The sequence below is a fragment of the Nostoc sp. genome (assembly GCF_036917275.1).
Lineage (GTDB): Bacteria > Cyanobacteriota > Cyanobacteriia > Cyanobacteriales > Nostocaceae > Nostoc.
Window position 1 is genome coordinate 75,667 of the sequence record NZ_JBALDF010000070.1, and the last position, 25,700, is coordinate 101,366.

Consider the following 25,700-nt stretch of genomic DNA (forward strand, 5'->3'; position numbering starts at 1 on the left):
GCTGTATTATTTTGACCTACTTACCCGTTAACAAGCTGCAAAACTTGCACCTCTTCTTCTGGAGAAATTAATGTTTTACCCACCGGCACAACAGCCAAAGCATTGGTTTGAGCTAAATTAATTAAATTGCCGGAACTGTGACTACCAGCAGCTTTGTGAAATTCGTAAACTCCATCAATTAAATGCAATTTACCCCAAAGGTAAGTTTCACGCTTGCCATCCGATCGCAACTCATCATGCGATCGCACTTTCAAAAATACTGGTTCCCAACCTTCAGTAATTCCCGAAAGTTTCTTGATTGCTGGTAGCACAAACCGCCAAAAAGTTACCAATACAGCCCCAGGGTTTCCTGGTAAACCAAAATAAAGGGCTGAACGGGTAGAGACGCGATTAATTGCGTCTCTACTGGGGAAAGTGGCGACGGTAAGGGGTTTCCCTGGCCTCATCTCCACAGCTTGAATGTGGATTTTTGCTTCTAATGAGTCTAGAATTTTGTCAACATAATCATAATCTCCCACTGAGACACCACCAGAAGAGAGAACTATATCAGCGATCGCAATGGCATGGGCAATGACTTTCTCAAGGGCAACTGGATCATCCTTCACAATACCTAAAATTAACGGTTCTGCCCCACTCTGTTTTACCAAAGCTGCCAGTGTATACTGATTAGAATCCACAATTTGCCCTGGTTGCAGCTGTTTCTCAACTGTCATCAGTTCATCACCAGTCGAAAAAATTGCCACACGCGGACGACGGTAAACACTTAATTGCGAACATTGTGCTGCGGCTAATACGGCAATTTCTGGGGCATTTAACTTAATTCCTGCTGGTAGTAGTTGTGTTCCAGCTTGATAAAAAGATGCTTTGTATCTGACAGATTCTTGCGATTTTGGTGCAGCCAGAATAAATACGCGGTTTTCTTCCCGACGTGTATTCTCTTGCATGACTACAGTATCCGCACCTGCTGGGATCACTGCACCCGTGAAAATCCGCGCGGCTTGCCCTAGTTGAATCGTAGACTTGGGCTGATACCCAGCCGGAATATTTTCAACAATTTCTAAAACGGCTGGTTGTTCGCTGCTAGAGTGCTGTACATCTTGATAACGAACTGCGTAGCCATCCATTGCCGAATTATCCCAATGGGGAAAATCTAACGGACTGGTGACAGGTGTTGCTAAAATCCGACTATGGGCTGCCAATAAATCGACAACTTCTGTATCCCGTTGATCATCCAACGGCTGGACTAAATTTAAAATAATTGCTTGTGCATCGCTGACTGATAACATAGCGATCGCCTCCGACTTTTTACCTTAATTTCTGTAAAGTAACACTGATCAATTTTAGATTTTAGTCGCACCTTTCCAAAATTGATTTAACTTTTCACTTTCTGTGCAAAAGTCAGAATACCTACCTTTAAGACAAGGGGCAAAATCCCCAAGTCTGGTTAATTGTGATAATAGCTGGATTTACGTCAAGCTGTGCTAGCTTTTTTCTGCTTGAGGGCAAATCCCAAACTACACACTGCTAGTAAACCTATAATTATGCTTCCTTCGGGGACTTTGGATACCTGGACTGAATTGTTACTTAAATCTAATATTTGCTCTTTGTCTGGTGCATCTCTGTTGATCAAATGAAATTCTTTAGCTAGAACCTGATTACTAAAGTTTTCATCTATGAGTGCGAGATTATTATTAAGCCATGTGTCACCAGAAAGGTTATTATCCTTGCCAACATCAAAGGGGCCAAAGATTTGCTGGGCAGTATTATCAAAGTTGAATCTCAAATAGCTGTAGTTAGATATACCACTAACCACTGGAGTGAGACTATTTATGAAAGTATTTAATGGATCAAAGAAAGAAATTGAGAGAGACTGCAAGTTCTTCGTAGCCCCTAAACCTGTTTCAGAAATGACGCTTGGAGCAGTTGTTGTATCGTAGTTAAATGAACCTTTAGCTGAATAACCAGTGTCTCCTTTCCAGTTAAAATTGAACTCAGCAGCATGAGCTAGGTCGTTAGTGGTTATGGCGATCGCTAACATTAAACTAGTAGTCGTCACTATCCTAAAAGCTGTTTTAGTAAACATATGTTTCATGGATACAACTTCCAAATTAATTAAAATTAAGTTTCTATAACAATATAATATTTCCCAAAAACAGAATTAAAGCTTATAGCAGTTCTCGACCCAGTGAGGCACAATTTTGACCTCTCTCCAAACCTCTCTCCTAAGAGGAGAGAGGCTTTGAATTTTCCCCCTTCCCGCTTCGGGAAGGGGGTTAGGGGGTTAGGTCTGTTTGCATACCTGTACCTCACGGGATTAAAAATGGCTATAAGTCATTCTGGGGAAGTTAGCAGTACGCCCCTACTGTATCTTGCATCTATGACGCGTAGCGGCTATTCTACGAGAACGCCAAAGGCGAATCGGCAGGGGATGAGAATCGCTATAGCTGCTTAATCCTATTCTTGAGTCGTGCAGTTGGCAGTTGCACAAATTTATGTTGGCTGGTTTTTGTTCGTTTACAGCGCAGCAACTAGCCAAGTCATCATCTTAATATAAAAAACAGGAGCAATCATTATTCCCCAACCCCTAAATAAAAATACCTATTTTGTATGACAATCGAACGAGTTCCCCAAAAACACTATCCCAAGGCTGGTATTGGGCGGCGAGGTATGGCATTGGGACTTGATTTCCTTGGTGTCTGGTTAGTCAGTTCGCTACTGGGAGGCAGCGATATCGGTATTCAATTTGTTGAAATCTTAGTTTTCGTAATACTTTGGCTAGTTTTGCGGGTGCTACTGGTATACAACAATCAAGGGCAAAGTTTAGGGCGTTGGGCGTTCGATTTAAAGGTGTTGTCAGTCGAAGATGGGCAAGTGATGGGCAGAATTCCAGATTTGCCCTCACTGCTGAAGCGAGAGGCAATCATCGGCTTGGGTGCCCTTTTAATGTCAATTGCTCTGAGCAATATTAGAGCCAATCCCACTGCTATACTGCTAATACTTCCCTTAGCAATCGATTGTGGGACTGCCTTCTATGATGCCAAAATGCGGCAGGCTTTACACGATCGCTACTGCGGAACTTTCATAGTTTCGTCGCGTCGTGGCTACTCGCTCGATATAAAAGTCAAAAGATTAGTTGAAAATATGCGGCGGAATGTGAGAAGATAGTCATTTGTGTTAATTCTCTTCAGGCTTCACTGTTTGTAAGATTATGGCTAAGAGTAAAGGTGCCCGCATAATTGTGACACTAGAGTGTACCGAGTGTCGGACAAATTTAGATAAGCGTTCTGCTGGTGTTTCACGTTATACCAGTACCAAGAATCGCCGCAACACTACAAATCGGCTAGAACTGAAAAAGTTCTGCACCCACTGCAACAAACATACTGTTCACAAGGAAATTAAATAGAGATGAGTTATTTCCGTCGTCGTCTTTCTCCGATCAAGCCAGGAGAACCAATCGATTATAAAGATGTTGATTTATTGCGTAAGTTTGTCACCGAGCGGGGTAAAATACTGCCACGTCGGATTACTGGGCTGACATCTCAGCAACAGCGAGAGTTGACATTAGCAATTAAACGTTCGCGGATTGTGGCTTTGTTGCCATTTATCAACGCGGAAGGCTAGAGCAATTTTGGATTTTGGATTTTGGATTAGAAAGAGAAGCTGTATTTAAATAAACATTTGGCTTTATCTTTACTAAGACCAAAATCTCAAATCTGAAGAAGAGAGTGTAAAATGAATTGCTGGATAAAAAATGGTTGGATTTAAGGATTTAATACCAGTTATGAAATCCAAAATCCAAGTTGCGCTTCCAGCGCACCAAAGGTGCGACTAAAATCTAAAATTATTAGAGTGCGAGAGTTGTGGAGAAGGGGACGTTAGTTGAATTTAGGGTTCAAGGCGATCGCCGTCTGGGCATCGTAGAACGTCCAGACGGAAAAACCCGCTGGTTTGTGGTAGACGAACGTGGTCAATCCCACAGCCTCGCGCCTAAACAAATAACTTATACAGTTACTAAAGAGACTTACAAGCCCTCTGAGATTGCCAGCTTTTTGGAACAGATTAAGCCTTATCTAGATCCATCTAGCTTAGAAGTGGCTTGGGAATTACTAGTTGAAGATGGGGAAACAGTCACCCCAGACCAAATGGCGAATCTGCTATTTTCAGAATCAGCCGCGCCTCATTGTTACGCCGCCTATTGCTTGTTATCAGACGACAAACTTTATTTCAAGCAAAAAGGAGATGCTTACGAACCGCGAACTGCTGCTCAGGTGGCAGAACGGAAGCACCAGCTGGAAGTAGAGGCACTAAAAGCTAAGGGACAGCAGGAATTTTTAACTCGTATAGAGCAGGCGCTCAAAGGTGAAGTGGTAGAGTGGGGCCGCCACGATCGCCAACGCATAGAAGGACTAGAAAAATACGCAGCGCTGATAGCTGACACCGTGCGGACGGGGGTTAATTATGACTCCTTGGCTCGCGCTTATCCCCCCAGCGCTCCAGTATTAGAAACTATGACCATGCTGGGACGACCCACAACACCCCAAGGAGCCTTTCAACTATTGGTGGATTTGGGTTGCTGGAGTCCTTATGAAAACTTGTTCCTGCGTCGTTCTTCAATTCCAATTCAATTTCCTCATAAGGTATTAGAAGTGGCGCAACAGCGTTTGGATTTCCCGCCGATTGACTCAGATACAAACCGTTTGGATCTGACTCACTTGAAGGTCTACACCATTGATGATGAAACTACCACAGAGATCGACGATGGTCTAAGTTGGGAAGTACTCGCTGATGGACGGGAACGCCTATGGGTGCATATTGCCGATCCCACTAGATGGTTAGTGCCGGAAGATGAATTAGATTTGGAAGCCAGAAAGCGGGGTAGTACAGTCTATTTACCTACGGGGATGATTCCCATGTTCCCAGAGGTATTGGCAACTGGGCCAATGAGTCTGATCCAGGGAAGGGTTTGTTGCGCCCTCAGTTTCGGGATTGTTTTAGGTACAACTGGAGCAGTAGAAGATTACAGCATTCATACCAGTTCGATTAAGCCGACTTATCGCCTCACCTACGAAGATGTAGATGAAATGCTGCAATTAAGGGTACAAGCAGAACCGGAAATTGCCGCGATCGCTACTTGGGCACAACGGCGCAAAGCTTGGCGTTACGCCCAAGGGGCAATTAGCATCACTATGCCGGAAGCGACGATCAAAGTCAAAGGTGACGAGATCAACATTGACATTTTGGACGATTCTCCGTCGCGGCAACTGGTAGCAGAAATGATGATTCTTGCCGGTGAAGTTGCGGCTCGTTATGGTAAAGCTCATAATATACCTTTGCCCTTTCGCGGTCAGCCGCAACCGGAATTACCTCCAGATGAGGAATTGCTCCTACTTCCGGCTGGATTCGTTCGCGCCTGCGCCATGCGTCGTTGTATGCCCAAGAGTGAAATGAGCATCACGCCTTTGCGTCATGCTGGTTTAGGTTTGGATACCTACACCCAAGCAACCTCTCCCATCCGCCGCTACAGTGACTTGCTCACCCACTTTCAATTGAAAGCTCATTTGCGCGGTGAAGTTTTGCCATTTTCCGCAGAACAACTAAAAGAAGTAATGATGACTGTTGCCAGTATCACCCAAGAAGTGACGATGGTGGAACGGCAAACTAATAGATATTATGCTCTAGAGTATTTACGCCGTCATCCAGAGGAAACTTGGGATGTGACAGTGTTGATGTGGCTGCGGGAAGACAGCAACTTGGCACTAATTTTGTTAGAAGATTTGGGTTTGCAATTGCCAATGACTTTCAAACGTTCTGTGAACTTGGGCGAACAGATATTAGTGAAAGTTAGCCACGCCGATCCGCAAAAAGATATGATCCAGTTTCAAGAAATAATTTATCAGGAAGCCTAAACAGCAGCGAATTATTTTAACCTTGCTCCAACCTTTGTTGGTTAGCATATAGAGTAAATCGAATCAGGTAATAGTTGTGAATATATCTTTGACCACAGAACTGGAGCAGTTGGTTAAGGATAAAGTTAATAGTCAGAAATACCACTCAGTGAGTAAGGTGATGGGTGAAGCATTAAGATTGCTAGAAGAACGCGATGCCTGCGGCGGGCTATTCGGTGTCGCATTCTAGATCAGCGTCTAGCAGAGTTGAAAGGTAAAATCCAAGTTGGTGTTGAAGAACTCGAACGTGGTGAAAAGGTATTTGCTGAAATTGAAGAAGACATCCGACGCGCTGAAGCTCAAATGCAACAAATAGAGGCTGTTAAATAATCAGTAGGTGTATTTTAGCACCTTCAGCTAGATTAGATTTGAAAGAACTTAGTAGCTACATTACCCGCTTTAATCGTGGCGCGGCTCGATGACTCAACAAAAAAATTATATTTCCATATAAGCAATTTTATTAGTATATAATTATGGATCGTGTCGAATTAAAGCTATACCATGCCTAAACTCAAGACTCGTAAAGCCGCAGCGAAGCGATTCCGTGCCACCGGCACCGGCAAAATTGTCCGTCGGAAAGCTGGCAAAAACCACCTTTTAGAGCACAAATCTTCAGACAAAAAGCGTAGCATGTCCAAGAGCGGACTTGTACATGAACGCGATGAACTCAACGTGCGCTTGATGCTCCCATATTTGTAAGTATTTCAGGAAATAAGTTATGACACGGGTAAAACGCGGTAATGTAGCTCGGAAGCGCCGCAATAAAATTCTCAAACTAGCTAAGGGTTTTCGCGGTTCCCACTCAACTCTGTTTAGAACTGCCAACCAACAAGTGATGAAGGCACTACGGAGTGCTTACCGCGATCGCAAAAAGAAAAAGCGCGATTTTCGTCGCCTCTGGATCACCCGCATCAACGCTGCTTCAAGGCAACACGGCTTGAGCTACAGCCAGTTGATCGGTAACTTGAAAAAAGCTGATATCCAACTAAATCGCAAGATGTTGGCGCAATTGGCAGTCCTCGATCCAGCTAGCTTCGGCAAAGTTGCTGAACTAGCAAATCAAGCTAAAGGATAAAGGTGGCAACGGATGTACAAGGGATGTAACAGATGGCAAGTAATTACTCGGTTACATCTGGTATTATCCGCCACTATTTTTTGGATATCTTGCTTTTTCATAGTGGGGACAGGATTAACTGCATCTGCCGCAGAAATGCCAGAAATTCAGCAGCGGGGCTATTTAACTGTTGCAGTTAAAGATAACTTGCGTCCCTTGGGATTTAAAGATACTAGTGGCAATTTGCAAGGCTTAGAAATTGACTTGGCACAGCGCTTGGCAACTGATTTGGTTGGGAAAGGTGCTGCTAAAGTCAAGTTTAAACCAGTAGCGAATCGCGATCGCCTGTCTGTAGTATTAGACAAGAAAGTTGATTTTGCGATCGCTAGGGTAACAGCAACTGAATCTCGCAGTCGCATAGTTAGTTTCAGTGTTCCCTACTATTTGGATGGCACTGTATTAGTTACAAAAGATGCCTCTGTCCAGCAGTTGAGTGATTTAGCAAAGCGCAAAATTGCCGTCCTGAATAACTCCAGCACCATTGCTAAAGTGCGATACTATGTGCCAAATGGCGAGTTAGTAGGAGCGAATTCCTATGAGGAAGCGCGAGAGAAAATAGAAAGTAATGCCGCCGTAGCCTTTGCCGCAGATGCTAGCGTTCTGAGCGGTTGGGTGCAACAATATCCCCAATATCGGCTACTACCAACTAAGCTATCAACTGAACCCTTGTCTGTAGTCATGCCCAAGGGATTGCAGTCCGATGAGTTAAGACGAAATGTGAATCAAGCGATCGCTCGTTACTTAGAAGAAGGTTGGCTCCAGCAACGCTCTCAATATTGGGGTTTACCTTAAGAGACGCGATTAATCGCGTTCCTAACTCCCTCATGCCCAATAGGCTGATAATAGATTACAGAAGCAACTTTTAATATTTGTATTTGCAGCAATGGATAACAGTCTAGCCGTTGTTTATCTCTCAATTTTGGTGGTTATACTCACAATTGCAGCCGTGAGTGTTTTTCGCCAGATTTTCAAAACTCGCAAGATTGAAGGCTCCTTTGGAAAATTACGAAAGAAGTTAGAGAAAGAAAAGGGTACGACTCAAGAATATTATGAGTTAGCCAGTATTTATTCAGACAAAAAAATGTATTCCCAAGCGATCGCGCTGTTTCAAAAAGCTCTGAAAGCTGCCCCAGAAGATGGAGAAGAAAATATTGCCCCTATTTACAACGGGCTGGGTTATGTTTATTTTATCCAAGAGCAATATGACTTAGCAATTCGTCAGTATAAAGAAGCCCTCAAATCTAAACCAGACTACGTAACAGGGTTGAATAATCTCGGTCACGCTTACGAGAAAAAAAAGTTAACTACTCAGGCGTTACAAACTTACGAAGAAGCACTAAAATTTGCTCCAAATAACTCTATTGCTAAACGCCGTGCTGAATCTTTACGCCGTTTGGTTTCTGCGTAAATCAAGACCTAACAACAACAGCCCCAACCGTCGTAGCGTTGGGGAGTAAGATTTAAAGGCTCTCTCCTTTAAGGAGAGAAATCAGTGTGTATTGGAACTCTTGCAAAAATCCTTGAATCACCCCTCCCCAACCCTCCCCTTATAAAGGGGAGGGAGCAACATTTTTTCTGTTTCCCCCCTTATAAAGGGGGATTAAGGGGGGTCTATTCGACTTATGCAAGAGGTCTATTGTATACAAACGAAAAGCGCTATAGTTCCAGTCCCCCCAACTATTAGCAAATTAATTTAGCTTTAGCTAGCTTAATTTATCGGGTTTCAGGCTTAGGCTTAGAAATAGATAACTATACGTCTTTTGTAAGAATGTAAAAGATGATTAAGCGGCTAAAGCGTTTTTTGTGGCTAGCTATTCCTGTCATTGTCCTCATTTCTCTCTCACTTGGATCAATGGGGAAATTAATGGCTCAACAGTCTTCGATTTCCCATCCTCTCATTTCGCTAACAGAGGTAGAAATTAGCACAGCTGTTTCAATCATCAAAAGAGAAAAAACTTTGAGCGAAACGGCAGCTTTTCCACTGATCGCTTTAGAAGAACCAAATAAACAAGAAGTTCTTAAATTTACACCTGGTAAAGCTTTTGGGCGAAAAGCTTTTTTGGTAATCTATGAGCGATCGCAAAACAAAACCTATGAGGGAATTGTCGATCTAACAAGCAAAACCTTAAGTTCTTGGAAAGAAATATCCTCTGTTCAACCTGCGATCGTCAATTCAGAATATGAACTGGCAACTCAGTTAGTTAAAGCCGATCCCCGATGGCAAAAAGCGATGCAAAGACGGGGAATTACCGATTTCAATCGAGTCAAAATTAGTTCATGGGCCCCAGGCATCCTGAATCAACAGGAAGAAGCAACAGGTAATCGTCTTTGTCGGAGCTTATCTTACTACAAGGGTAAAGGCTGGAACTATTACGGTAGTCCGATTGAAGGAGTCATAGCAACAGTCAATTTGAACACAGGTAAAATTGCCAGTTTTGTTGATAAAGGAAACGTACCTTTCTCTCAAGAAAACTGGAACTACGATATCAAATCTTTGGGCAAATTACTTTCACCACTTAAAGCATTAAAGATTCTACAACCAAATGGTGCAAGTTTCCAGATCAAAGACAATGAAATTAGCTGGCAAGGTTGGAAGTTTCGCTATTCAATGCATCCTCGGAATGGATTAATGCTATACCAAGTGACGCACAAAGACGGGGAAAATATCCGACCAGTTTTATACCGCGCTAGTCTATCGGAAATGGTAGTACCTTATGGCGATCCTGAGCCTACTTGGTCATTTAGGAATGCCTTTGATATTGGAGAATATAACCTTGGTTTGTTAGCAAATACGATGGAGTTAAGTAAGGAAATTCCCGAAAACGGCCTGTTGCTAAATGCTGTATTTGCTAATGAGCAGGGAGAGCCTTATGTAATGCCAGGGGTTATCGGTATCTACGAGCGCGATAACGGAATGCTTTGGAAACACTATGAGTATAATACTCAGCGCAATGATGTCCGTCGCAGTCGAGAACTAGTGATGACAATGACTGCGGCTATTGACAACTATGATTATAGCATCAATTGGATTTTTCACCAGGATGGGACTTTGGAAGTCCAAAATGAATTAACGGGTATCTTACTAGCGCAGGGAACCGCTTCTGAAAAGCAATCTGAAGGTAATTCCTATGGTCAGCTAATCGCTAAGAATATCTTCGGAGTAAATCACCAGCACTTTTTCAACTACCGCTTAGATTTCGATGTAGATGGTGAAGCTAATTCTGTGATGGAAATGAACGTGAAAGCTTTGCCGATGGATGAAAAAAATCCTTTAGGAAATGCCATCGCACTTATAGAAACCCCATTAACCAATGAAACGGCTGCTGTGCGCGATTTAGATATGAAAAACAGTCGGGAATGGATGATTGTTAGTGCAGATAAGAAAAATCCGCTAGGGGTTGCACCTGGATATATGCTAATGCCTGGTGGAAACTCCATGTTTTTCCCAGTGGAAGGCTCGAAAATCCGTCAACGGGCAGAATTTGCGACTCACCACGTCTGGGTAACAAAATATAAACCTGCTGAACTCTATGCTGGGGGCGATTATCCAAACCAAACTCAACCAGGACAGGGTTTACCAAAATATATTGCTGACGATGAGTCCTTGATGGGTGAAGATGTCGTGCTGTGGTACACAATGGGCGTAACTCATATTCCGCGATCGGAAGATTGGCCTGTGATGCCTGTTCACCAAGTTGGCTTTAAGCTAGTCCCTAGAGGATTCTTTAGCCGTAATCCAGCGATTAATTTACCAGAGTAAAATATTAGTTTTCTAAAGTTTGCTTCGTTTACTTTTTTCGCAATCTGTAAACCTGTAACTTGAATGCTGATAAGCTTATCCTAGTCCAAAAACTGGCAGTTTTCATTCATAGGATACTTCATGAATTTTCCCGAAATTAATATTCCCGGTGATGGCGCACTGCACGCTCGTTTAATTACTTCCTTGGGTCAAATTATAGTTCGTTTGGAGGAAGACAAAACCCCCAACACCGTCAAAAATTTTGTAGGTCTAGCAACTGGGACAATCGACTGGAAAGACCCTAAGACAAGTCAATCTCAGAAGGGGACTCCTGCCTACGATGGGATTCGCTTTCACCGAGTCATCCCTGATTTTATGATTCAGTGTGGCGATCCCCTGGCTCGTTATCCGGATCTGGCCAATCGCTGGGGTACTGGTGGCCCAGGATATCAATTTGAAGATGAGTTTCATCCTGAATTGAAACACTCTAGTGCAGGTATCCTCTCAATGGCAAATGCAGGACGCGGTACTAATGGTTCGCAATGGTTTATTACAGAAGGGCCAACGCCTCATCTTGACCGCAAACACAGTGTTTTTGGTAAAGTTGTCGAAGGTATGGATATAGTCAACCGCATCGCCAATGTGCCTACGACTAGAGATCGTCCAAATCAAGACGTAGTGTTAGAAAAAGTAGAAATTTTTCGGCAGTAACTAACACCTCTCTAGGTTAATTTCTACTCCCTCGAATGAACAAATTGCGCTAGTGTTATTCCCCCCTTTTTTTCCTAGTTTAAGGAGGGTTAGGGGGGATCTTGATCCAATCTGATTGTTTACAAATATCCTCTGAGAGGATCTTTGTATTTTTTGAAAAGTTGTACATAAATTTTATAAATTTATTGGTGATGGTTAATACACCGCCCCAAATTGAAAACAAATTTGCCAAAAAATTAAGATTTATTTTAAAAAAGCAACAGTAATATTGTTAAAGTTCAGAAGCTAGATTCCAATCAGGTACGAGGTTTGGGCGATGCCTACGCTGGACAAGCCTACGCACTTTAGACAAAATCCTTACAAGTCTTCACTTCATCAGGGATACAACTTTTGAGACAATCAGAAACGATTTAATAATAATCAAGCACTTATAGTCCACTTTTATCGGACTCCGTGTTATTTCTGTTGAAAAGGGAGAACACAAACATGAAATTGGCTTACTGGATGTATGCAGGCCCTGCCCACATCGGCACTCTGCGAATCGCTAGCTCTTTTAAAAATGTTCATGCGATCATGCACGCCCCCATTGGCGATGACTACTTTAACGTCATGCGCTCCATGCTATCGCGGGAGAGGAATTTTACTCCGGTAACAACCAGTGTCGTAGATCGCAACGTTTTGGCACGTGGTTCCCAAGAGAAGGTGGTAGATAACATCGTCCGCAAGGATGCCGAGGAACACCCAGATTTGATTGTGTTAACTCCCACCTGCACTTCCAGCATTTTGCAAGAAGACCTGCACAACTTTGTCGAACGATCGCAGTTGGAAGCTAAAGGAGACGTAATGTTAGCGGATGTGAACCACTACCGCTACAACGAACTGCAAGCCGCCGATCGCACTTTGGATCAAATCGTCCAATACTACATTGAAAAAGCCCGAAAGCGGGGCGAATTAGCAGAGGGCAAAACTGCGAAACCCTCGGTGAACATTATCGGTACTACTACCCTTGGTTTCCACAACAATCACGACTGCACCGAACTGAAACGGCTGATGGCTGACTTGGGAATTGAGGTAAATACCTTAATTCCCGAAGGTGCTTCGGTGAATGACTTGAAGAAGATGCCCCAAGCTTGGTTTAACCTAGTGCCTTACCGCGAACTCGGTTTGACTACAGCGCGTTATCTGGAAGAACAATTTGGCACACCTTATATAGACATTACTCCAATGGGTGTAGTAGAAACTGCCCGTTGTATTCGCAAGATTCAGCAGGTAATTAATGCTCAAGGTGCAGAAGTTGATTACGAAGACTTCATCAATGAGCAAACCTTGTATGTCTCTCAGGCTGCTTGGTTCTCCCGTTCAATTGACTGTCAAAACTTGACTGGCAAAAAAGCTGTGGTCTTTGGTGACAACACCCACGCCGCCGCCATCACCAAGATTCTGGCGCGAGAAATGGGTATTCATGTTGTTTGGGCTGGAACCTACTGTAAATATGATGCAGACTGGTTCCGCGAACAGGTTAGCGAGTATTGCGATGAAGTGCTAATTTCCGAAGATCATGGTGAAATTGGGGATGCGATCGCTCGTGTCGAACCCTCTGCTATTTTCGGTACACAAATGGAACGCCACGTTGGTAAACGTTTGGATATTCCCTGCGGCGTAATTGCTGCACCAATCCACGTCCAAAACTTCCCCATTGGTTACAAACCATTTATGGGTTACGAAGGCACGAATCAGATTACAGATTTGATCTACAATTCCTTCACTTTAGGAATGGAAGATCACCTGTTAGAAATCTTCGGTGGTCATGATACCAAAGAAGTAATTACTAGAGGAATTTCTGCTGATTCTGATTTGAATTGGACAAAAGATGGTCAAGCAGAATTGAATAAGATTCCTGGATTTGTGCGCGGGAAAGTGAAGCGAAATACTGAGAAATTTGCCCGCGATCGCGGTTTCAAAGAAATCAACGCTGAGGTATTGTACGCCGCGAAGGAAGCCGTCGGGGCTTAGATTAGCGGTTAATCGAGAATATTGAGGGGTGAGGAGTTATGTATACTCTTTACCCCCATTTTTTTTTGCTTTAGTGATAAAAATTAAATTATGAGATATCATAGATGTAATATTAATTTTTATTTATTCTCTCAATAACTATTTAAAATAACCAAATTAAATATAATGAAAATACCATCAGGTTTAGTAATTCAGGATGAAAAAATTACTAAATACCTACTTGTTTATCAACCTAAAAGTGATAAATCAAGATATCTAGCTTTAGCAGGATATAACCTTGATAACTGGGAGCTTCTTAAGAACGATATAATAAATGCTGTAGAATGTTCTGAAATTGCAAAAGTTACCCCTAGTGATTGGGGGACTCAGTTTGAGGTTAAAAGCGAGTGGACTGGGCGTAATGGTCGATTAATTAAGGTAATTACTATCTGGCAACAAGATGAAGAAACAGAATTTGTTAGATTTATAACACTATATCCTGATAAATCACAGGAGACTTAAACGATGACAACAGCTAGTTTATTTCAGTGGGTAGAACTGAAGCACAATGTTCCTAATAGTCCTGTAAAAGCTGGCGATAGAGGGGTTGTATTGGATCATCTGCGTCCTACTAAAACTCAGCAAGAGCCAGGATATATTTTAGAAATCTTTAAAGACAGTGAAACTCTAGATGTAGTTACTGTGCCTATTTCCTGGGTTAATCCTCTACCTGAAACCTGGGGAAGTATTGAACATGATACAAGGCAGACAGTTTAACGCAGAAAAAATCAAACTCATGGCTGACTATGGATGCTATCCGCTATGGTGGGTAAGTCCTGAGAAAGTTGGTAACATTGACCCAGAAACATTGCCATTAATTCCAGAAACTATTAAACGCCTGAATAAATGGGAAGAAATTTATAATGCAAAGTTGAACTGGGAAGATCCTGCTAACTCATCAGGTTTCCTAAGTGAACAAGCTGAAGCGGCTTTTGAGCAAGAAGGAATCAGCCTGTGGAAGCAATTGCAAACAGAACTTGCACCTAATTATCAAGTTGTTTATTTCAGTGAGCTATTAAGCAAGGTTTTAATTCATCCTAGTGAATTAGAAGTTTTACCTGCTATTCAGCAATGATTTCACCTAACATAATATAAATTTAATACAGCACCAATAAATTTAATTGCGATCGCGCTTTCAAAGAAATCAACGCTGAGGTGTTGTACGCCGCGAAGAAGCTGTCGTGGCTTAGTTTAGCGGGTTAGCTATTAGCTAGTTTTAATTTTGAGATTAACTTCAATCGTTTGGCTGATGTTTCAGCGAAACGATTTTTTAGTAGTATTACGCAGGACAACTTTAGTCATATCAGTATAGTTTTTAAGAAACCACCCATATAAGCCAATGAATCAAGTTATTAATTTCTACGCAACAGTAGTCAACTGCAAAAACTCAGAAAGAGAGTGTCCAAATACTATTAACATGAATCGACTAAATAATGAACCAAATAATCCTGCGTTAGATTCTCCACCAAGAGGATTTTACACAGAAGGAAATCCCGAAAATATCCAAGTGATGCTTGTTGCCAAAAATCCCGGACATATTATTAACGCTGAAATTGGCTACTATAGAGGTTCACCTAAAGATATTGCTCAAAAACATATAGATTGGAATCGGGGGTTATTTACTGGTAATGTCATAACAAAGCCAGGAGAAAAGGGTAATCTAGTTTTCCACAAAAATATATTGAACTATATGTCAACTATACTGGATGTTCATCAAGGTGAAGTCTTTAAGTATTGTGTCCTGACTAACCTTGTGAAATGTTCAACAATTGGAGAACAAGATAAACTAAAAAACAATACTATCAAAAACTGTTTTCAATGCCACTTGATGCGTGAAATGACTTTTTTTAATCCAAAGGTAATCATTGCTTTTGGAAGAGAAGTTGAAAAATTTCTTCAGAGCTATAAAAGTTTACATGGTAAGTCAGTAATTTATGTGAAGCATCCAAGCTACCACTATAAAAAAGATGAGAAAGATTCTAAAATCGTAATAATTAAGTCAGAAGTAAGAAAATATTTAAATCTATAAAGTCTACAGCATTAGGAAATATCCCACCATGTCTAACCAGACAAACTTGACTGATGCTCGTAACAACCTAGCCGAACTCTGCAATCAAGTAGTTGCAGATAGAGAAGTGGTAATTATCACTCGACAAGAAGGCGAAAACGTCGCCTTAATTGCTGTTGATGAACTAAATAGTTTACTAGAAACATCTCATTTACTTCGTTCACCTAAAAATGCAGTCCATCTGTTAACTGCTTTGGAAAGAGCAAAAGCTAGAACTTTAAAACCTTAAAATATTAACGAACTACGTCAGGAGTTGGGAATTGACGAAGAAAAAGAAGGATGAAACCCAACCCCAAGAAAATAAAGTTTGAGATGCTGTATTTCATCCAGAATTTCGGGAAGACCTCGCTTATTGGGTAGAAACAAACCGTAAAACTGCACTTCGCGCTTTTAACTTGGTTGAAGCGATTATGCGAGATCCTTTTACAGGTATTGGGAAACCTGAACCATTGAAATACTTAGATTCAGATGCTTGGTCGCGGCGACTTACTCAAGAACATCGGATTGTTTATCTAGTAAGTGATGACCGAATTGATTTTCTTCAAGCTCGATATCACTACTGAAATAGCACATAGCTACAAGACACTGACCGTCTACAAATCCTAAACAAAGCTTATCTTGCAAGATGTTACCATATAGCGATCGCTGCTGCAACCCCTCAAGCGATCGCATTCCTTAACGCAGAAATTTACTGATAAATAAAAATTAATTGCGAATAAATATCACAATACAAAATTATTACTTTGGGGATCTAATAGGCAGAATAACCCACTAAAGCCTTAACCGATGTGTCTCCCGCGACGAAGTAAAAAAAGCATCACAAAAGCCTCGCAATATCTCTTATAGAAAAAAAGCTGATGCATGTTAATGTTTTAATCTCATTGACTTCCCTTCGTGCCTTTCCCTATGCATCTGCACTATTTACACCCCCAACACCTTGAAGAATTAGTCAAGAGTAGTGGTATAGACTTACACCTAGTGCAACTCAATTTTAGGTCACTCCAAGGCGTAACAGCTTATGAGTACTTATTAATTTCTGAGCTACTCCCTCGCACCAATACCGGAATGGTGAAAAGTGGATGGTTGCAGCGTTATGCTCATATCACTGAAGGTGGTTGGTGGTGTTCGGGGCTAGACCCTTTGAATAATTGGCAAATGATGGAATGGGGGTGCTTTAAGCCAAACCAACGCCGACAGAATCACAATGGTAAGTCCATCAAATACGAGCATCCCCCCAGCACGCCAACGCGGATATTTTGTTTGCGGGTAACACTGCAAGTGTGGCAGCAAATTGCTGGACGTTACAATCTGGTCATGCCTGACAATATCACGATTACTGCTGATGGTGAAGCTGAAGGCTTTTGGCAATGGGTGATGCAACATAACATTCCTCTCATTCTCTGCGAGGGTGTGAAGAAAGCAGCAACGCTTTTGACGCAAGGATATGCAGCTATTGCCATTCCCGGAATTACCAGTGGTTATCGGGTTGTTAAAGATGAATTTGGCAAAGTTACCTGTCGTCAGCTAATTCCTGATTTAGCAGCGTTTGCAATTACAAAACGTAGCTTTTATATTTGCTTTGATTTTGAAACTCAGCCTAAAACAATTGCTGCTGTAAATAATGCTATTTCTCAACTTGGTTGTTTATTCCAGCAAAAAAATTGCACTGTTAAAGTCATCGAACTTCCAGGAATCGAAAAAGGAGTTGATGAGTTTATCGTTGCTAAAGGTGCAAGTAGTTTCGAGAAAGTTTATCGGCAAAGCGTTGACTTAGAAATTTATCTTGCTCAAGCCAAACCCCACACTGAGTTAAGCATTCCTGCTGCACTCACCTTAAATCGCCCTTATATAGGTGAAATACCTTTCCCTACTTCTGGATTAGTAGGAGTCAAATCAGCAAAAGGAACAGGTAAAACTACAGCACTGCAAGCCGTTGTTCAACAAGCAAAAACTATAAACCAACCTGTTTTGTTAATTACTCACAGAATCCTATTAGGAAGATTTTTGTGTAAAAAAATTGGTATTCAATGGGGAACACATAAAGAAGATGCGGATAAAAGGATTGATAAAACACTTACCCCCGCTCCTCCCATTCTCCGCTCACTCTCTCCTCAGCCCTCTCTTGGATTGTGCGTTGATTCTATTTGGAAACTTAACCCTGAAACTTGGCAGGGAGCAATAGTAATTTTAGATGAAGTAGAGCAATCTTTGTGGCATCTATTAAATAGTAATACTTGTAAGCACAAGCGTGTAAAAATATTAAAATTATTCCAGCAACTAATTTCCACAGTTTTAACAACTGGAGGGTTAGTAATTGCCCAAGATGCTGATTTATCAGATGTGTCACTTGAATATTTACAGGGATTGGCAGGAATTAAATTAACACCTTGGGTAGTTCTTAACCAGTGGAAACCTCAGCATGGTTGGGACGTAACTTTTTATGATTCGCCGAACCCAACACCGCTAATTCACCAACTGGAATTGGATTTACTTGCTGGACGTAAATGTTACGTTACTACCGATAGTCGGGCTGGGCGTTACAGTTGTGAAACAATTGAACGTTATCTGAAAGAGCGGTTACAAAAATTACGACGGCAATTTCCTAAAACTTTAGTAGTTAGTAGCCACACTATAAACACACCTGGTCACGAAGCAGTTGATTTTATCGCAGCTATCAATCAAAAAATCTCTGAATATGACGGCGTTTTTGTTACCCCTAGCCTTGGTACAGGAATTAGTATTGATGTCCAACATTTCGACCGAGTTTATGGCATTTTTCAAGGGGTGATTCCTGACTCGGAAGCAAGACAAGCATTAGCGAGAGTGCGGGATGATGTTCCGCGTATTGTCTGGTGCGCTAAACGAGGTATTGGCTTAATTGGTAGTGGTAGTACAAATTATCGCTTGCTATCTGATTGGTATCAAGAAAATCAAAAAGAAAACTTAGCTTTGCTTAGTCCACTACATAAAATAGATGTAGATTTACCTTTAGTTCATGACCCGATTCATTTGCGAACTTGGGCCAAGTTATCTGCAAGGGTAAATGCCTCTATCCGCCTCTACCGACAATCGATGCAAGATGGTTTAATTGCTGACGGGCATCAAATTCAGATGCGGAGTAATGCTGTTCACAATAATATTATTCGAGATTTACGTCTTGCGTTTTTGGCAACTGACGCTGATGATTTAGCTACCCGTAGAAGATTAATTTTAGAAATTGTCAAAGTTCAAAAAGATTGGACGCAAAGCCGTCAAAAAGCTAAAGAGATTAAACGTAAAATTAAAGATATTAAGCAGCAAAATCAACTATCGCTAGCAACTGCTGTAGCTAATACTAAAGATATCGATTATGTAGAATATGAGCAGCTATTAGTGAAACATTCCCTGACTGATGGTGAACGCAACCAAATTAACAAATATGTTCTCAGACAAAAATATGAGATAGAAGTTACTCCTTGGCTGAAGTTGCAGGATGACCACGGATATTATCCTCAACTGTTAATTCACTATTATTTAACTCACGAAAGCGAATATTTTCATGTTAGAGATGAGCAAGAATGGCATAAACAATTATCTTGGGGTGAAGGGAAAGTTTTTCTACCAGATTTAAAAACTTATACGCTCAAAGTTGAGGCGATGAGAGCCTTGGGAATGCTTCAGTTTCTCGAAGCAGAACGAGAATTTACCGAGAGTAATCCAGATTTGATATTACTGAAAAATGTTGTTTTTCAGCATAGTAGGCATATTAAAAGAGCGCTTGGTATTAACTTAGCTGGAGACAAAGAGCAGGTTTCAGCAATAAAAATACTCAGCCGATTGTTAAATTTGTTGGGTTTGAAACTAAAGCGGGTAAATGAGGTTTATCAAATCGACCTAGAAACGCTTTATGATGGCAGAGAGAGAATATTTGCAGTTTGGCATCAACGGGATGAGTTAATGTTGGCTCATGTTAAGAGTGTTGGCTATGAGTTACCTGATTCTTCTTCAGACTGGAAGCTTGACATTATCCAAACCAAGCCTTATGCCGCAGTGGTCAAAAAATAATTACAAATTATGAATTGTGAGTATCCTGTAGCCTAATATCTAATGGTGATTGTCATACTTCTAAAATGCAGCATTTAAATCATTTTAAAAAATACAGCACTTACGATGCTTACGGCGCGCTACGCCTACGCACCTGCAAAATGTGGGATTTACAGCAGTTTTCATTTCTTTGAACCACATAGATTGTAGGCACAGGATTGCTCATTGGTGTCAACTTAAGCAAAAACTCCTTTAAAATCTCGTTTCCAGCCTCTGGCTGGAAATGCTCTTCAATTGCGGCTCTGGCGCTAGTCTTGAGGTGGAGCCTCTCATTAGGCATTCCCAGTCAGAGACTCTTAAACAGACAAATGAGACAATCTCTAAAAACTTGTTCTAGACTAGCTTTTACCTTAAGTTGACACGTATAAGCATTGCTGTGCCCCTACATTGTGTGGTATATTTACCTAAAAATAGCTGTAAGTACGGTTGCTTTAAAAAATCAAGATTGCGATACCATATCATAACCTGAACTAATGGAAGCGATCGCTATATTTTACTTAAGTAGAACGGCGTAAATAATTAAAAATTTATAGTATACCCCTTTGGATATCTTGCTACGCGAACAAAAAAGGGCTTGAGCCGCTTATTACAAACTCAATTACAATAACTTTACATTGCAAAACACATAGTTTGATTTATTCCCGCCGACTTACTTACCTATCCCAATTTATACTTTGCCTTCACCCGCGCCTGCTTCACCATCGCAATTAGAGTTTGATGGGCATCTTCTGCATCTGCTAAAACATGATCAAACTGAATGCGAACTGGCACAGCTTCCTCATTCACTTGCGCTGTTAAATCCATACCTTGTGCATCAATTGACAGCATTTGGGCTGCGATCGCATCTGTTATACCGCCAAAAGCCTTAGCATAAAGAACTATGGCATCAGCATGATCATCATTCATATGCTTGCAGATGCGCGAACTAATATCAGCAGAGAAATCCTTAGACATTGTTGAGATAAAAAGTTAGCAATACAGCAACAGCTTACATTTTAAGATTTTAAGCTAACGCGGGTGAAATTTGCTGATTTTCTTTCTTAGCAGTAAAAAGTATGCATCTTACCCTATCTTCATCATCAATATATTTTATTTTTAGCCGAATAATTAAATTAAAATAAAACTTATTCAGTATTTTTACCTTCCATTACGGAAACCAGACAGCTTAAACTGTAGCAGAAGTATTAGCCAAACTATTGAAGCTAAGAGACAATGAGCGAAATTAGCCCCAGACGAATTGTAATTGGGGATGTGCATGGTCACTATGAAGGTTTGATGACATTGTTGGAGGCGATCGCCCCCACCTCAGATGATCAAGTCTATTTTTTGGGAGACTTAATTGATCGCGGTCCTCATAGCGCACAAGTAGTTAATTTTGTCAAACGACATAACTACCCATGTTTGCTGGGAAATCATGAGCAGATGTTATTAAACATTCTGACCAATGAAAGAACTTCCTCGCCGACGATGCAAGCATGGTTGTATAGTGGGGGGCAAGCTACCGTAGCCAGTTACCACGAGGCTACAATTCCTGATGACCATCTAGATTGGTTGAAGACTTTGCCTACATATCTCGACTTGGGGGATATTTGGTTAACTCATGCTGGTGTTGACCCTTGCAAGTTAGTGACAGAACAAACTGCCGATCAACTGTGCTGGATACGAGAGGAATTTCATAGTATTGAAAAACCCTACTTTCCCGATAAGCTAATTATCATCGGTCATACCATTACCTTTACTCTGCCGGGTGTTTCTCCTGGTAAACTGGCACAAGGACAGGGATGGCTAGACATAGATACTGGCGCTTATCATCCCCGGAGTGGCTGGTTGACTGGACTGGATGTCACGAATAATTTAGTTTATCAAGTTAACATTTTTAAAGACTATCTTCGTGCCCTGCCCTTAAAAGATGTAGTGATCAGAGTTGATCCAGCCAAAATCAAAGTCGCTCGCCGCTACAAGAATTGAGCATCATTCGAGATCGGAAGATAAGGGAGATAGGCGAGATCAGGGAGATGGGGCAGAAATGACCCTTGACGCTTAACTTTAAGACCGCACTAATGGTTGAATATTAGCTTTATAACTAGCATTATTCAAGCCATAATTTCCATTACTGGGTTGAGACTTAATTGCACTTCTGAGGGCATCAATGCGATCGCTGGTTCCGGGGTGCGTACTCAAAAATGTCGGAGTAGAACCACCTTTTTTCAGCAGCTTTTGCATAAAGGAAACCATTGCAGACTGGGCGTAACCAGTCCGTGTCAAAGTTCGTAGTCCTCTTTGATCGGCCTCAAATTCATTTTTACGACTGCGTGGCAAGTCTCGCGCTAACTGGACACCAATTTGCACTGCCGTATTCCGGTCTAAGCCAGCAGCTGTTAATAGGCCACCTTCGAGCGCTTTTTGCTGCATCTGTTTGACTACGTGTTTGCCGCCAATGTGACCAATTTCATGGGCGAGTACACTTGCCAATTGCGCTTCATTGTCTGCGGTTTTCAGTAAACCCGTGTGGACATAGACATAGCCGCCCAAAGTAGCAAAAGCATTAATACTGTCATCCTGAACTACTTGGAAGGTATAGGGGAGATCGGGGCGATCGCTATTAGCTGCTAAACGCCGACCAACTTGTTCCACATAACGATTAACTTCGGGATTGCGGTAAAGCCGGACTTGACTACCAACTAATTCTTGATTAATCTGCTTACCAAGATCAACTTCTTGGTTAGGGGATATATTAGAAAGCTGAAATGCCTGAACTCCTTGGAGTAGAAGAGGCAAGAAGTCTAAAGTTCTTCCAGGCAAGGGTGTACTTAGGCACAGACTCAGAGCAACTACCACCGAAATTAAAGGATAAAACCAGTAACGCCGCCACACACGGTAATTTGCAACAAAACTTTTCCAGTTGAACATAATACACTCTGAAGATTATTTTGGGAGAACATAAAATGATCGGACAAATTATCAGACGGATTTAGAGTATTCTAAGTTGCATTATTAACTCAAGACCAAAGGAGTTGTTATACAGCTAATGTATAGGCAAAGCTACCGAATTGCGGGGGTTGGCGATTCCCTGTAGAGATAGGCTTAAACACGAGATATTAATTTCTGGGTGCGTCAGTCTTAACAGGCAAAAGTTTGAGGGTTAGCTGCCACCCCTGTAGAACTTACGAACTCGTGATAAACTGTCGCATAACCGCAATCTCCAGCCGCTTTGAGTTATTACCAAATAGGGAAAATTGCCGTTCCCATAGAAAGCCTTCTTGCTACAATCAATTACTTCGCTATTACCTCGGAAAAGTTTTTATGGCTATTTTAGATTCAAAAGGTCGCTTGTTTGGCAAAATCAATCTTCTAGATTTAGGTGCTGCGCTGGTAATTTTGCTAGTTATATTTGGCATCTTTATCTTCCCTGGCACTTCTGGTTCTGTTGCCCAAGTCGGTGCGAAAACAGTACCCATAGAAGTAGATTTAGTAGTCCGTGGTTTGAATGTTCGTGACCCTGAACAATTATTCAATAACGGATTAAAAAAAGGCGGAAAAACTAATGTGATTATTCGCAATCAACCCCACGGAGAGATTGAGATTAAATCCGTTCAACAGCTACCTAGAACAATCAATATTCCCCAACCTGATGGTACTGTTAAAGAATTGCCAGATCCAAAAACCAACAATTTTAGTACAGATTTGATTTTGACTTTAGATGGCAAAGCCCAGCTTACTGAAAATGGGCCAGTTCTGGGTAACAGTAAAGTTAAAATTGGTATGCCATTTGAGTTGGAAGGTTTTAACTACAATTTCAATGCAACTGTTATTGATCTCAGATTAAAAGACAAATAGCATTCCCATTTTCGTCTTCAAAAAAGGGGCTGATAAACCGAACTTTATGTCATCTAAAAAAACTCGGTTTATCAGATTACTCAATTGAGGTTATAACTATTGAGCAGCTTTCACTTGAAACATTAAATACGTCCCTTCTAACCCTTCTACAATTGTGCGTGTATTGGCAATCATCATTTTCTGATAAGTGTCTGCCTCACTTTCTGGTTCACTAAGTCCCTGAGCATACAACTTCCTATCAGAAATTTTCACTTGAGCAACTCTTGCTACAGATTGAAGTAAATTAGGGTTAACTGCCGTCTCAGCAAAAATTGTTGACACTTTAGCCCGTTTAATATTTGTAACAAAATTTTTCACTCTTGTAGCTGTTAGGTTTTTGTCAGTACTAATATTTTGTAATCCCCCTACTAATGAAATACCGTATGCTTTGGTGTAATAACTCAGTGCATCAGAGGTTGTAACTAACGTACGTTCTTTAGTAGGAATACTGGCAATTCTTGACTTAATCCAGCTATCTAGTTGAGTAAGTTCATTTGTGATTTTTCTGGTATTGCTGGTATAAGTCGTGGCATCACTAGATTCTAATTTTCCCAGGTTGCTATTAATTACCTCCACCATCCTGATCGCATTCTTAGTATTGTGCCAAAGATAAGGATCGTTTACTTTCTTATCGCCTCGCTGAAATTTTTGTGGCTTAGGCACTGCAAGTTGACCGACGGCTATTTTCGGTGCAGAGTTTTTAGTCGCTTTAATTAATTTGATCAGATTTGGTTCTAAATTATAGCCATTATAGAGAATAAGATTAGCTTGCTCAATGGCTTTACGATCCTCTGGCTTTGGTTTATAAAATTGGGGGTTGGCAGTAGGAGAAATCAAGCAGGTAAGGTTAACAGTATTTCCGGCAACCTGTTTGGTTAAGTCGCATAGTACACTTGTAGTTGCTACGACTTGGGGAAGATTCTCATTTACCTGCGTGGTAGTTTGAGTAAATGTAGTTCTTGCAGTTTGATTTCCGCACCCAACAAATCCAATTGTCAAAGCAACAAGAATAGCTCGTAAGGAATTATTTGATAGTGGTTTTTTTGACATCCTAAACTCCTACTGGATGTATAAAAAAAGATAATCATTATTAAACAAGTCAGAATTTTGAATTCTGAATTCAGCTTAGGCAATTAGCGAACAGTCAGAGCTATGGCTTTTAGCGATCGCTGTGTTAACACCAAAGGCGAACTGAACCTTTGAAGAGAATGGGGAAAAAAGACCCGGCAATTTTTGGTAAGTGAACTACAAATGAGGTTTTTGCAGGCAAAAATCTCGCTTCACGCGACAGGCTGCAAAACTGCTAGGGATAAAAGCACAATCAGCAAAGCGATGCTAGGGTGTCTTTGGTAAGAAGTGTAGTGCAGTTCTCTCACCATCTGCTGAAGCGGCTATACCATTGTGCTTATGTGCCGCCAAAGTCGCAAATTGACTAAAATTATCCGCTTAAGGAGAAAAATATAGTGATGATGGGGCCTATTGATCATACAAGTTGATTTCGCAAAGCAAGTCGTGAATCTAAGGCAATTGTAACTGCGGTTTTGTGAGGTGTGGGCAGATGCTTGTTACAAATATTGGTGAAGATAAACAATGGTAATTTTAGTTATCCTCGTTAACACCCTGATTTCGCTGATATTATTCTATGTGGCTTGGCGGGTGTGGCAACTCAAGCAGCAGTTAGCATACATAGCAGATAAGTTAACCGTCTATGAAAGTTTTACCCATGCAGCACTGAATAAAGCACCCGAAAATATTTATCTTAGCCAGGAGAATATTTACAACTTACGGCAGAAAAATCAAGCACTACAAATACAAATTCAACAAGTGCAGCAAATTATCAGTCTACTTTTGCTAGGACAGCAAATCTGGCAGCGTTATTTTCCTAGACTAGAGTTAACACCTGGGAAAAAAACAGTCGCAAAATGAGTTATGTCAAGTTCGGATGAACATTTATAATTAGGGCTGACACGGGGATGCGGTGACACAAGGAGGTGAGAATACGGTGAGACGGTGACACTAGGAGTTTTGAATTATAAGTAATTAACAGTTTCGATATTAAAGCAACATTTTTGGCTGATATTTTGTCACGATAGATTAATTAGATAAAATCGT

28 protein-coding genes and 1 pseudogene are annotated in these 25,700 nt (G+C 41.2%); 24 read left to right on the top strand and 5 right to left on the bottom strand.

Annotation, left to right across the window (positions count from 1 at the left end; translation table 11 throughout):
- Positions 1-20 precede the first annotated feature (20 nt).
- On the bottom strand, positions 21-1,286 hold the full coding sequence (locus V7K35_RS27175; protein ID WP_335083302.1) for a molybdopterin molybdotransferase MoeA: 1,266 nt from the start codon (positions 1,284-1,286) through the stop codon (positions 21-23).
- Positions 1,287-1,471: 185 nt separating this feature from the next.
- Positions 1,472-2,092, bottom strand: a complete 621-nt coding sequence (locus V7K35_RS27180; RefSeq protein ID WP_335083303.1) for a PEP-CTERM sorting domain-containing protein — start codon at positions 2,090-2,092, stop codon at positions 1,472-1,474.
- A gap of 228 nt (positions 2,093-2,320) precedes the next feature.
- Here V7K35_RS27180 and V7K35_RS27185 point away from each other — a divergent pair, with 228 nt between their 5' ends.
- The 21 genes and pseudogenes from V7K35_RS27185 (at position 2,321) to V7K35_RS27285 (ending at position 19,673) form a co-directional block, all read left to right on the top strand.
- Entirely contained in the window at positions 2,321-2,452 is a 132-nt protein-coding gene (locus tag V7K35_RS27185) for a hypothetical protein (protein WP_335083304.1), read from the top strand.
- 155 nt (positions 2,453-2,607) lie between these two features.
- On the top strand, positions 2,608-3,165 hold the full coding sequence (locus V7K35_RS27190; RefSeq protein ID WP_335083305.1) for an RDD family protein: 558 nt from the start codon (positions 2,608-2,610) through the stop codon (positions 3,163-3,165).
- A gap of 43 nt (positions 3,166-3,208) precedes the next feature.
- Positions 3,209-3,403 carry a 50S ribosomal protein L33 gene (rpmG, locus tag V7K35_RS27195; RefSeq protein WP_162397071.1) on the top strand — a complete coding sequence of 65 codons (195 nt, stop codon included), beginning with the start codon at positions 3,209-3,211 and terminating at the stop codon, positions 3,401-3,403.
- Positions 3,404-3,405: 2 nt separating this feature from the next.
- Positions 3,406-3,621: a 30S ribosomal protein S18 gene (gene rpsR, locus V7K35_RS27200; protein ID WP_012411240.1), complete on the top strand. Its 216-nt coding sequence runs from the start codon at positions 3,406-3,408 to the stop codon at positions 3,619-3,621.
- Positions 3,622-3,860: 239 nt separating this feature from the next.
- A complete protein-coding gene (locus V7K35_RS27205) occupies positions 3,861-5,906 on the top strand; it encodes a ribonuclease catalytic domain-containing protein (protein WP_334794468.1) in 2,046 nt (681 codons plus the stop codon).
- A gap of 76 nt (positions 5,907-5,982) precedes the next feature.
- Positions 5,983-6,135, top strand: coding sequence for a ribbon-helix-helix domain-containing protein (locus V7K35_RS27210; RefSeq protein WP_335083307.1), 153 nt, complete (start codon positions 5,983-5,985; stop codon positions 6,133-6,135).
- 17 nt (positions 6,136-6,152) lie between these two features.
- A complete protein-coding gene (locus V7K35_RS27215) occupies positions 6,153-6,275 on the top strand; it encodes a hypothetical protein (RefSeq protein ID WP_335083309.1) in 123 nt (40 codons plus the stop codon).
- 171 nt (positions 6,276-6,446) lie between these two features.
- Complete coding sequence (gene rpmI / locus V7K35_RS27220; protein WP_335083311.1) at positions 6,447-6,644, top strand: 50S ribosomal protein L35; 198 nt, start codon at positions 6,447-6,449, stop codon at positions 6,642-6,644.
- Between the two features lie 19 nt (positions 6,645-6,663).
- On the top strand, positions 6,664-7,020 hold the full coding sequence (rplT, locus tag V7K35_RS27225) for a 50S ribosomal protein L20 (RefSeq protein WP_069069781.1): 357 nt from the start codon (positions 6,664-6,666) through the stop codon (positions 7,018-7,020).
- 12 nt (positions 7,021-7,032) lie between these two features.
- Positions 7,033-7,851, top strand: coding sequence for a transporter substrate-binding domain-containing protein (locus V7K35_RS27230; protein ID WP_335083313.1), 819 nt, complete (start codon positions 7,033-7,035; stop codon positions 7,849-7,851).
- A 91-nt stretch (positions 7,852-7,942) separates the two neighbouring features.
- Positions 7,943-8,467 carry a tetratricopeptide repeat protein gene (locus tag V7K35_RS27235; RefSeq protein ID WP_334794463.1) on the top strand — a complete coding sequence of 175 codons (525 nt, stop codon included), beginning with the start codon at positions 7,943-7,945 and terminating at the stop codon, positions 8,465-8,467.
- A gap of 369 nt (positions 8,468-8,836) precedes the next feature.
- Positions 8,837-10,819: a primary-amine oxidase gene (locus V7K35_RS27240; RefSeq protein ID WP_335083315.1), complete on the top strand. Its 1,983-nt coding sequence runs from the start codon at positions 8,837-8,839 to the stop codon at positions 10,817-10,819.
- A gap of 120 nt (positions 10,820-10,939) precedes the next feature.
- Positions 10,940-11,509: a peptidylprolyl isomerase gene (locus tag V7K35_RS27245; protein ID WP_335083317.1), complete on the top strand. Its 570-nt coding sequence runs from the start codon at positions 10,940-10,942 to the stop codon at positions 11,507-11,509.
- 486 nt (positions 11,510-11,995) lie between these two features.
- On the top strand, positions 11,996-13,522 hold the full coding sequence (bchB, locus tag V7K35_RS27250) for a ferredoxin:protochlorophyllide reductase (ATP-dependent) subunit B (RefSeq protein WP_335083319.1): 1,527 nt from the start codon (positions 11,996-11,998) through the stop codon (positions 13,520-13,522).
- Between the two features lie 165 nt (positions 13,523-13,687).
- On the top strand, positions 13,688-14,023 hold the full coding sequence (locus V7K35_RS27255; RefSeq protein ID WP_335083321.1) for a DUF6883 domain-containing protein: 336 nt from the start codon (positions 13,688-13,690) through the stop codon (positions 14,021-14,023).
- A gap of 3 nt (positions 14,024-14,026) precedes the next feature.
- Positions 14,027-14,278: a hypothetical protein gene (locus tag V7K35_RS27260; protein WP_335083323.1), complete on the top strand. Its 252-nt coding sequence runs from the start codon at positions 14,027-14,029 to the stop codon at positions 14,276-14,278.
- Positions 14,256-14,636, top strand: coding sequence for a hypothetical protein (locus V7K35_RS27265; protein WP_335083325.1), 381 nt, complete (start codon positions 14,256-14,258; stop codon positions 14,634-14,636). The genes V7K35_RS27260 and V7K35_RS27265 overlap by 23 nt, the downstream gene beginning before the upstream one ends.
- A 264-nt stretch (positions 14,637-14,900) precedes the next feature.
- A complete protein-coding gene (locus V7K35_RS27270; RefSeq protein WP_335083327.1) occupies positions 14,901-15,590 on the top strand; it encodes a uracil-DNA glycosylase family protein in 690 nt (229 codons plus the stop codon).
- Between the two features lie 28 nt (positions 15,591-15,618).
- Positions 15,619-15,858: a type II toxin-antitoxin system Phd/YefM family antitoxin gene (locus tag V7K35_RS27275; RefSeq protein ID WP_335083329.1), complete on the top strand. Its 240-nt coding sequence runs from the start codon at positions 15,619-15,621 to the stop codon at positions 15,856-15,858.
- A gap of 103 nt (positions 15,859-15,961) precedes the next feature.
- Positions 15,962-16,192, top strand: a pseudogene (locus V7K35_RS27280) (Txe/YoeB family addiction module toxin); the annotation flags it as partial.
- A gap of 343 nt (positions 16,193-16,535) precedes the next feature.
- Positions 16,536-19,673, top strand: coding sequence for a plasmid replication protein, CyRepA1 family (locus tag V7K35_RS27285; RefSeq protein WP_335083331.1), 3,138 nt, complete (start codon positions 16,536-16,538; stop codon positions 19,671-19,673).
- A gap of 696 nt (positions 19,674-20,369) precedes the next feature.
- Here the strand turns inward: V7K35_RS27285 and V7K35_RS27290 are convergent.
- A complete protein-coding gene (locus V7K35_RS27290; protein ID WP_335083333.1) occupies positions 20,370-20,666 on the bottom strand; it encodes a DUF2470 domain-containing protein in 297 nt (98 codons plus the stop codon).
- Positions 20,667-20,924: 258 nt separating this feature from the next.
- Here V7K35_RS27290 and V7K35_RS27295 point away from each other — a divergent pair, with 258 nt between their 5' ends.
- Positions 20,925-21,680 (top strand): metallophosphoesterase family protein, encoded by a 756-nt coding sequence (locus V7K35_RS27295; RefSeq protein WP_335083335.1) that lies wholly within the window; start codon positions 20,925-20,927, stop codon positions 21,678-21,680.
- 78 nt (positions 21,681-21,758) lie between these two features.
- Here V7K35_RS27295 and V7K35_RS27300 read toward each other — a convergent pair whose 3' ends face one another.
- Positions 21,759-22,622 (bottom strand): M48 family metallopeptidase, encoded by an 864-nt coding sequence (locus V7K35_RS27300; protein WP_335083337.1) that lies wholly within the window; start codon positions 22,620-22,622, stop codon positions 21,759-21,761.
- 393 nt (positions 22,623-23,015) lie between these two features.
- Between V7K35_RS27300 and V7K35_RS27305 the strand changes: the two genes are divergently transcribed.
- The gene (locus V7K35_RS27305) at positions 23,016-23,549 is read left to right on the top strand and encodes a DUF4330 domain-containing protein (protein WP_335066635.1); all 534 of its coding nucleotides are present in this window, start codon (positions 23,016-23,018) and stop codon (positions 23,547-23,549) included.
- A 96-nt stretch (positions 23,550-23,645) separates the two neighbouring features.
- Here V7K35_RS27305 and V7K35_RS27310 read toward each other — a convergent pair whose 3' ends face one another.
- Entirely contained in the window at positions 23,646-24,638 is a 993-nt protein-coding gene (locus V7K35_RS27310; protein ID WP_335083338.1) for a metal ABC transporter solute-binding protein, Zn/Mn family, read from the bottom strand.
- A gap of 540 nt (positions 24,639-25,178) precedes the next feature.
- Here V7K35_RS27310 and V7K35_RS27315 point away from each other — a divergent pair.
- Positions 25,179-25,514 carry a hypothetical protein gene (locus tag V7K35_RS27315; protein ID WP_335083340.1) on the top strand — a complete coding sequence of 112 codons (336 nt, stop codon included), beginning with the start codon at positions 25,179-25,181 and terminating at the stop codon, positions 25,512-25,514.
- Positions 25,515-25,700: the final 186 nt, after the last annotated feature.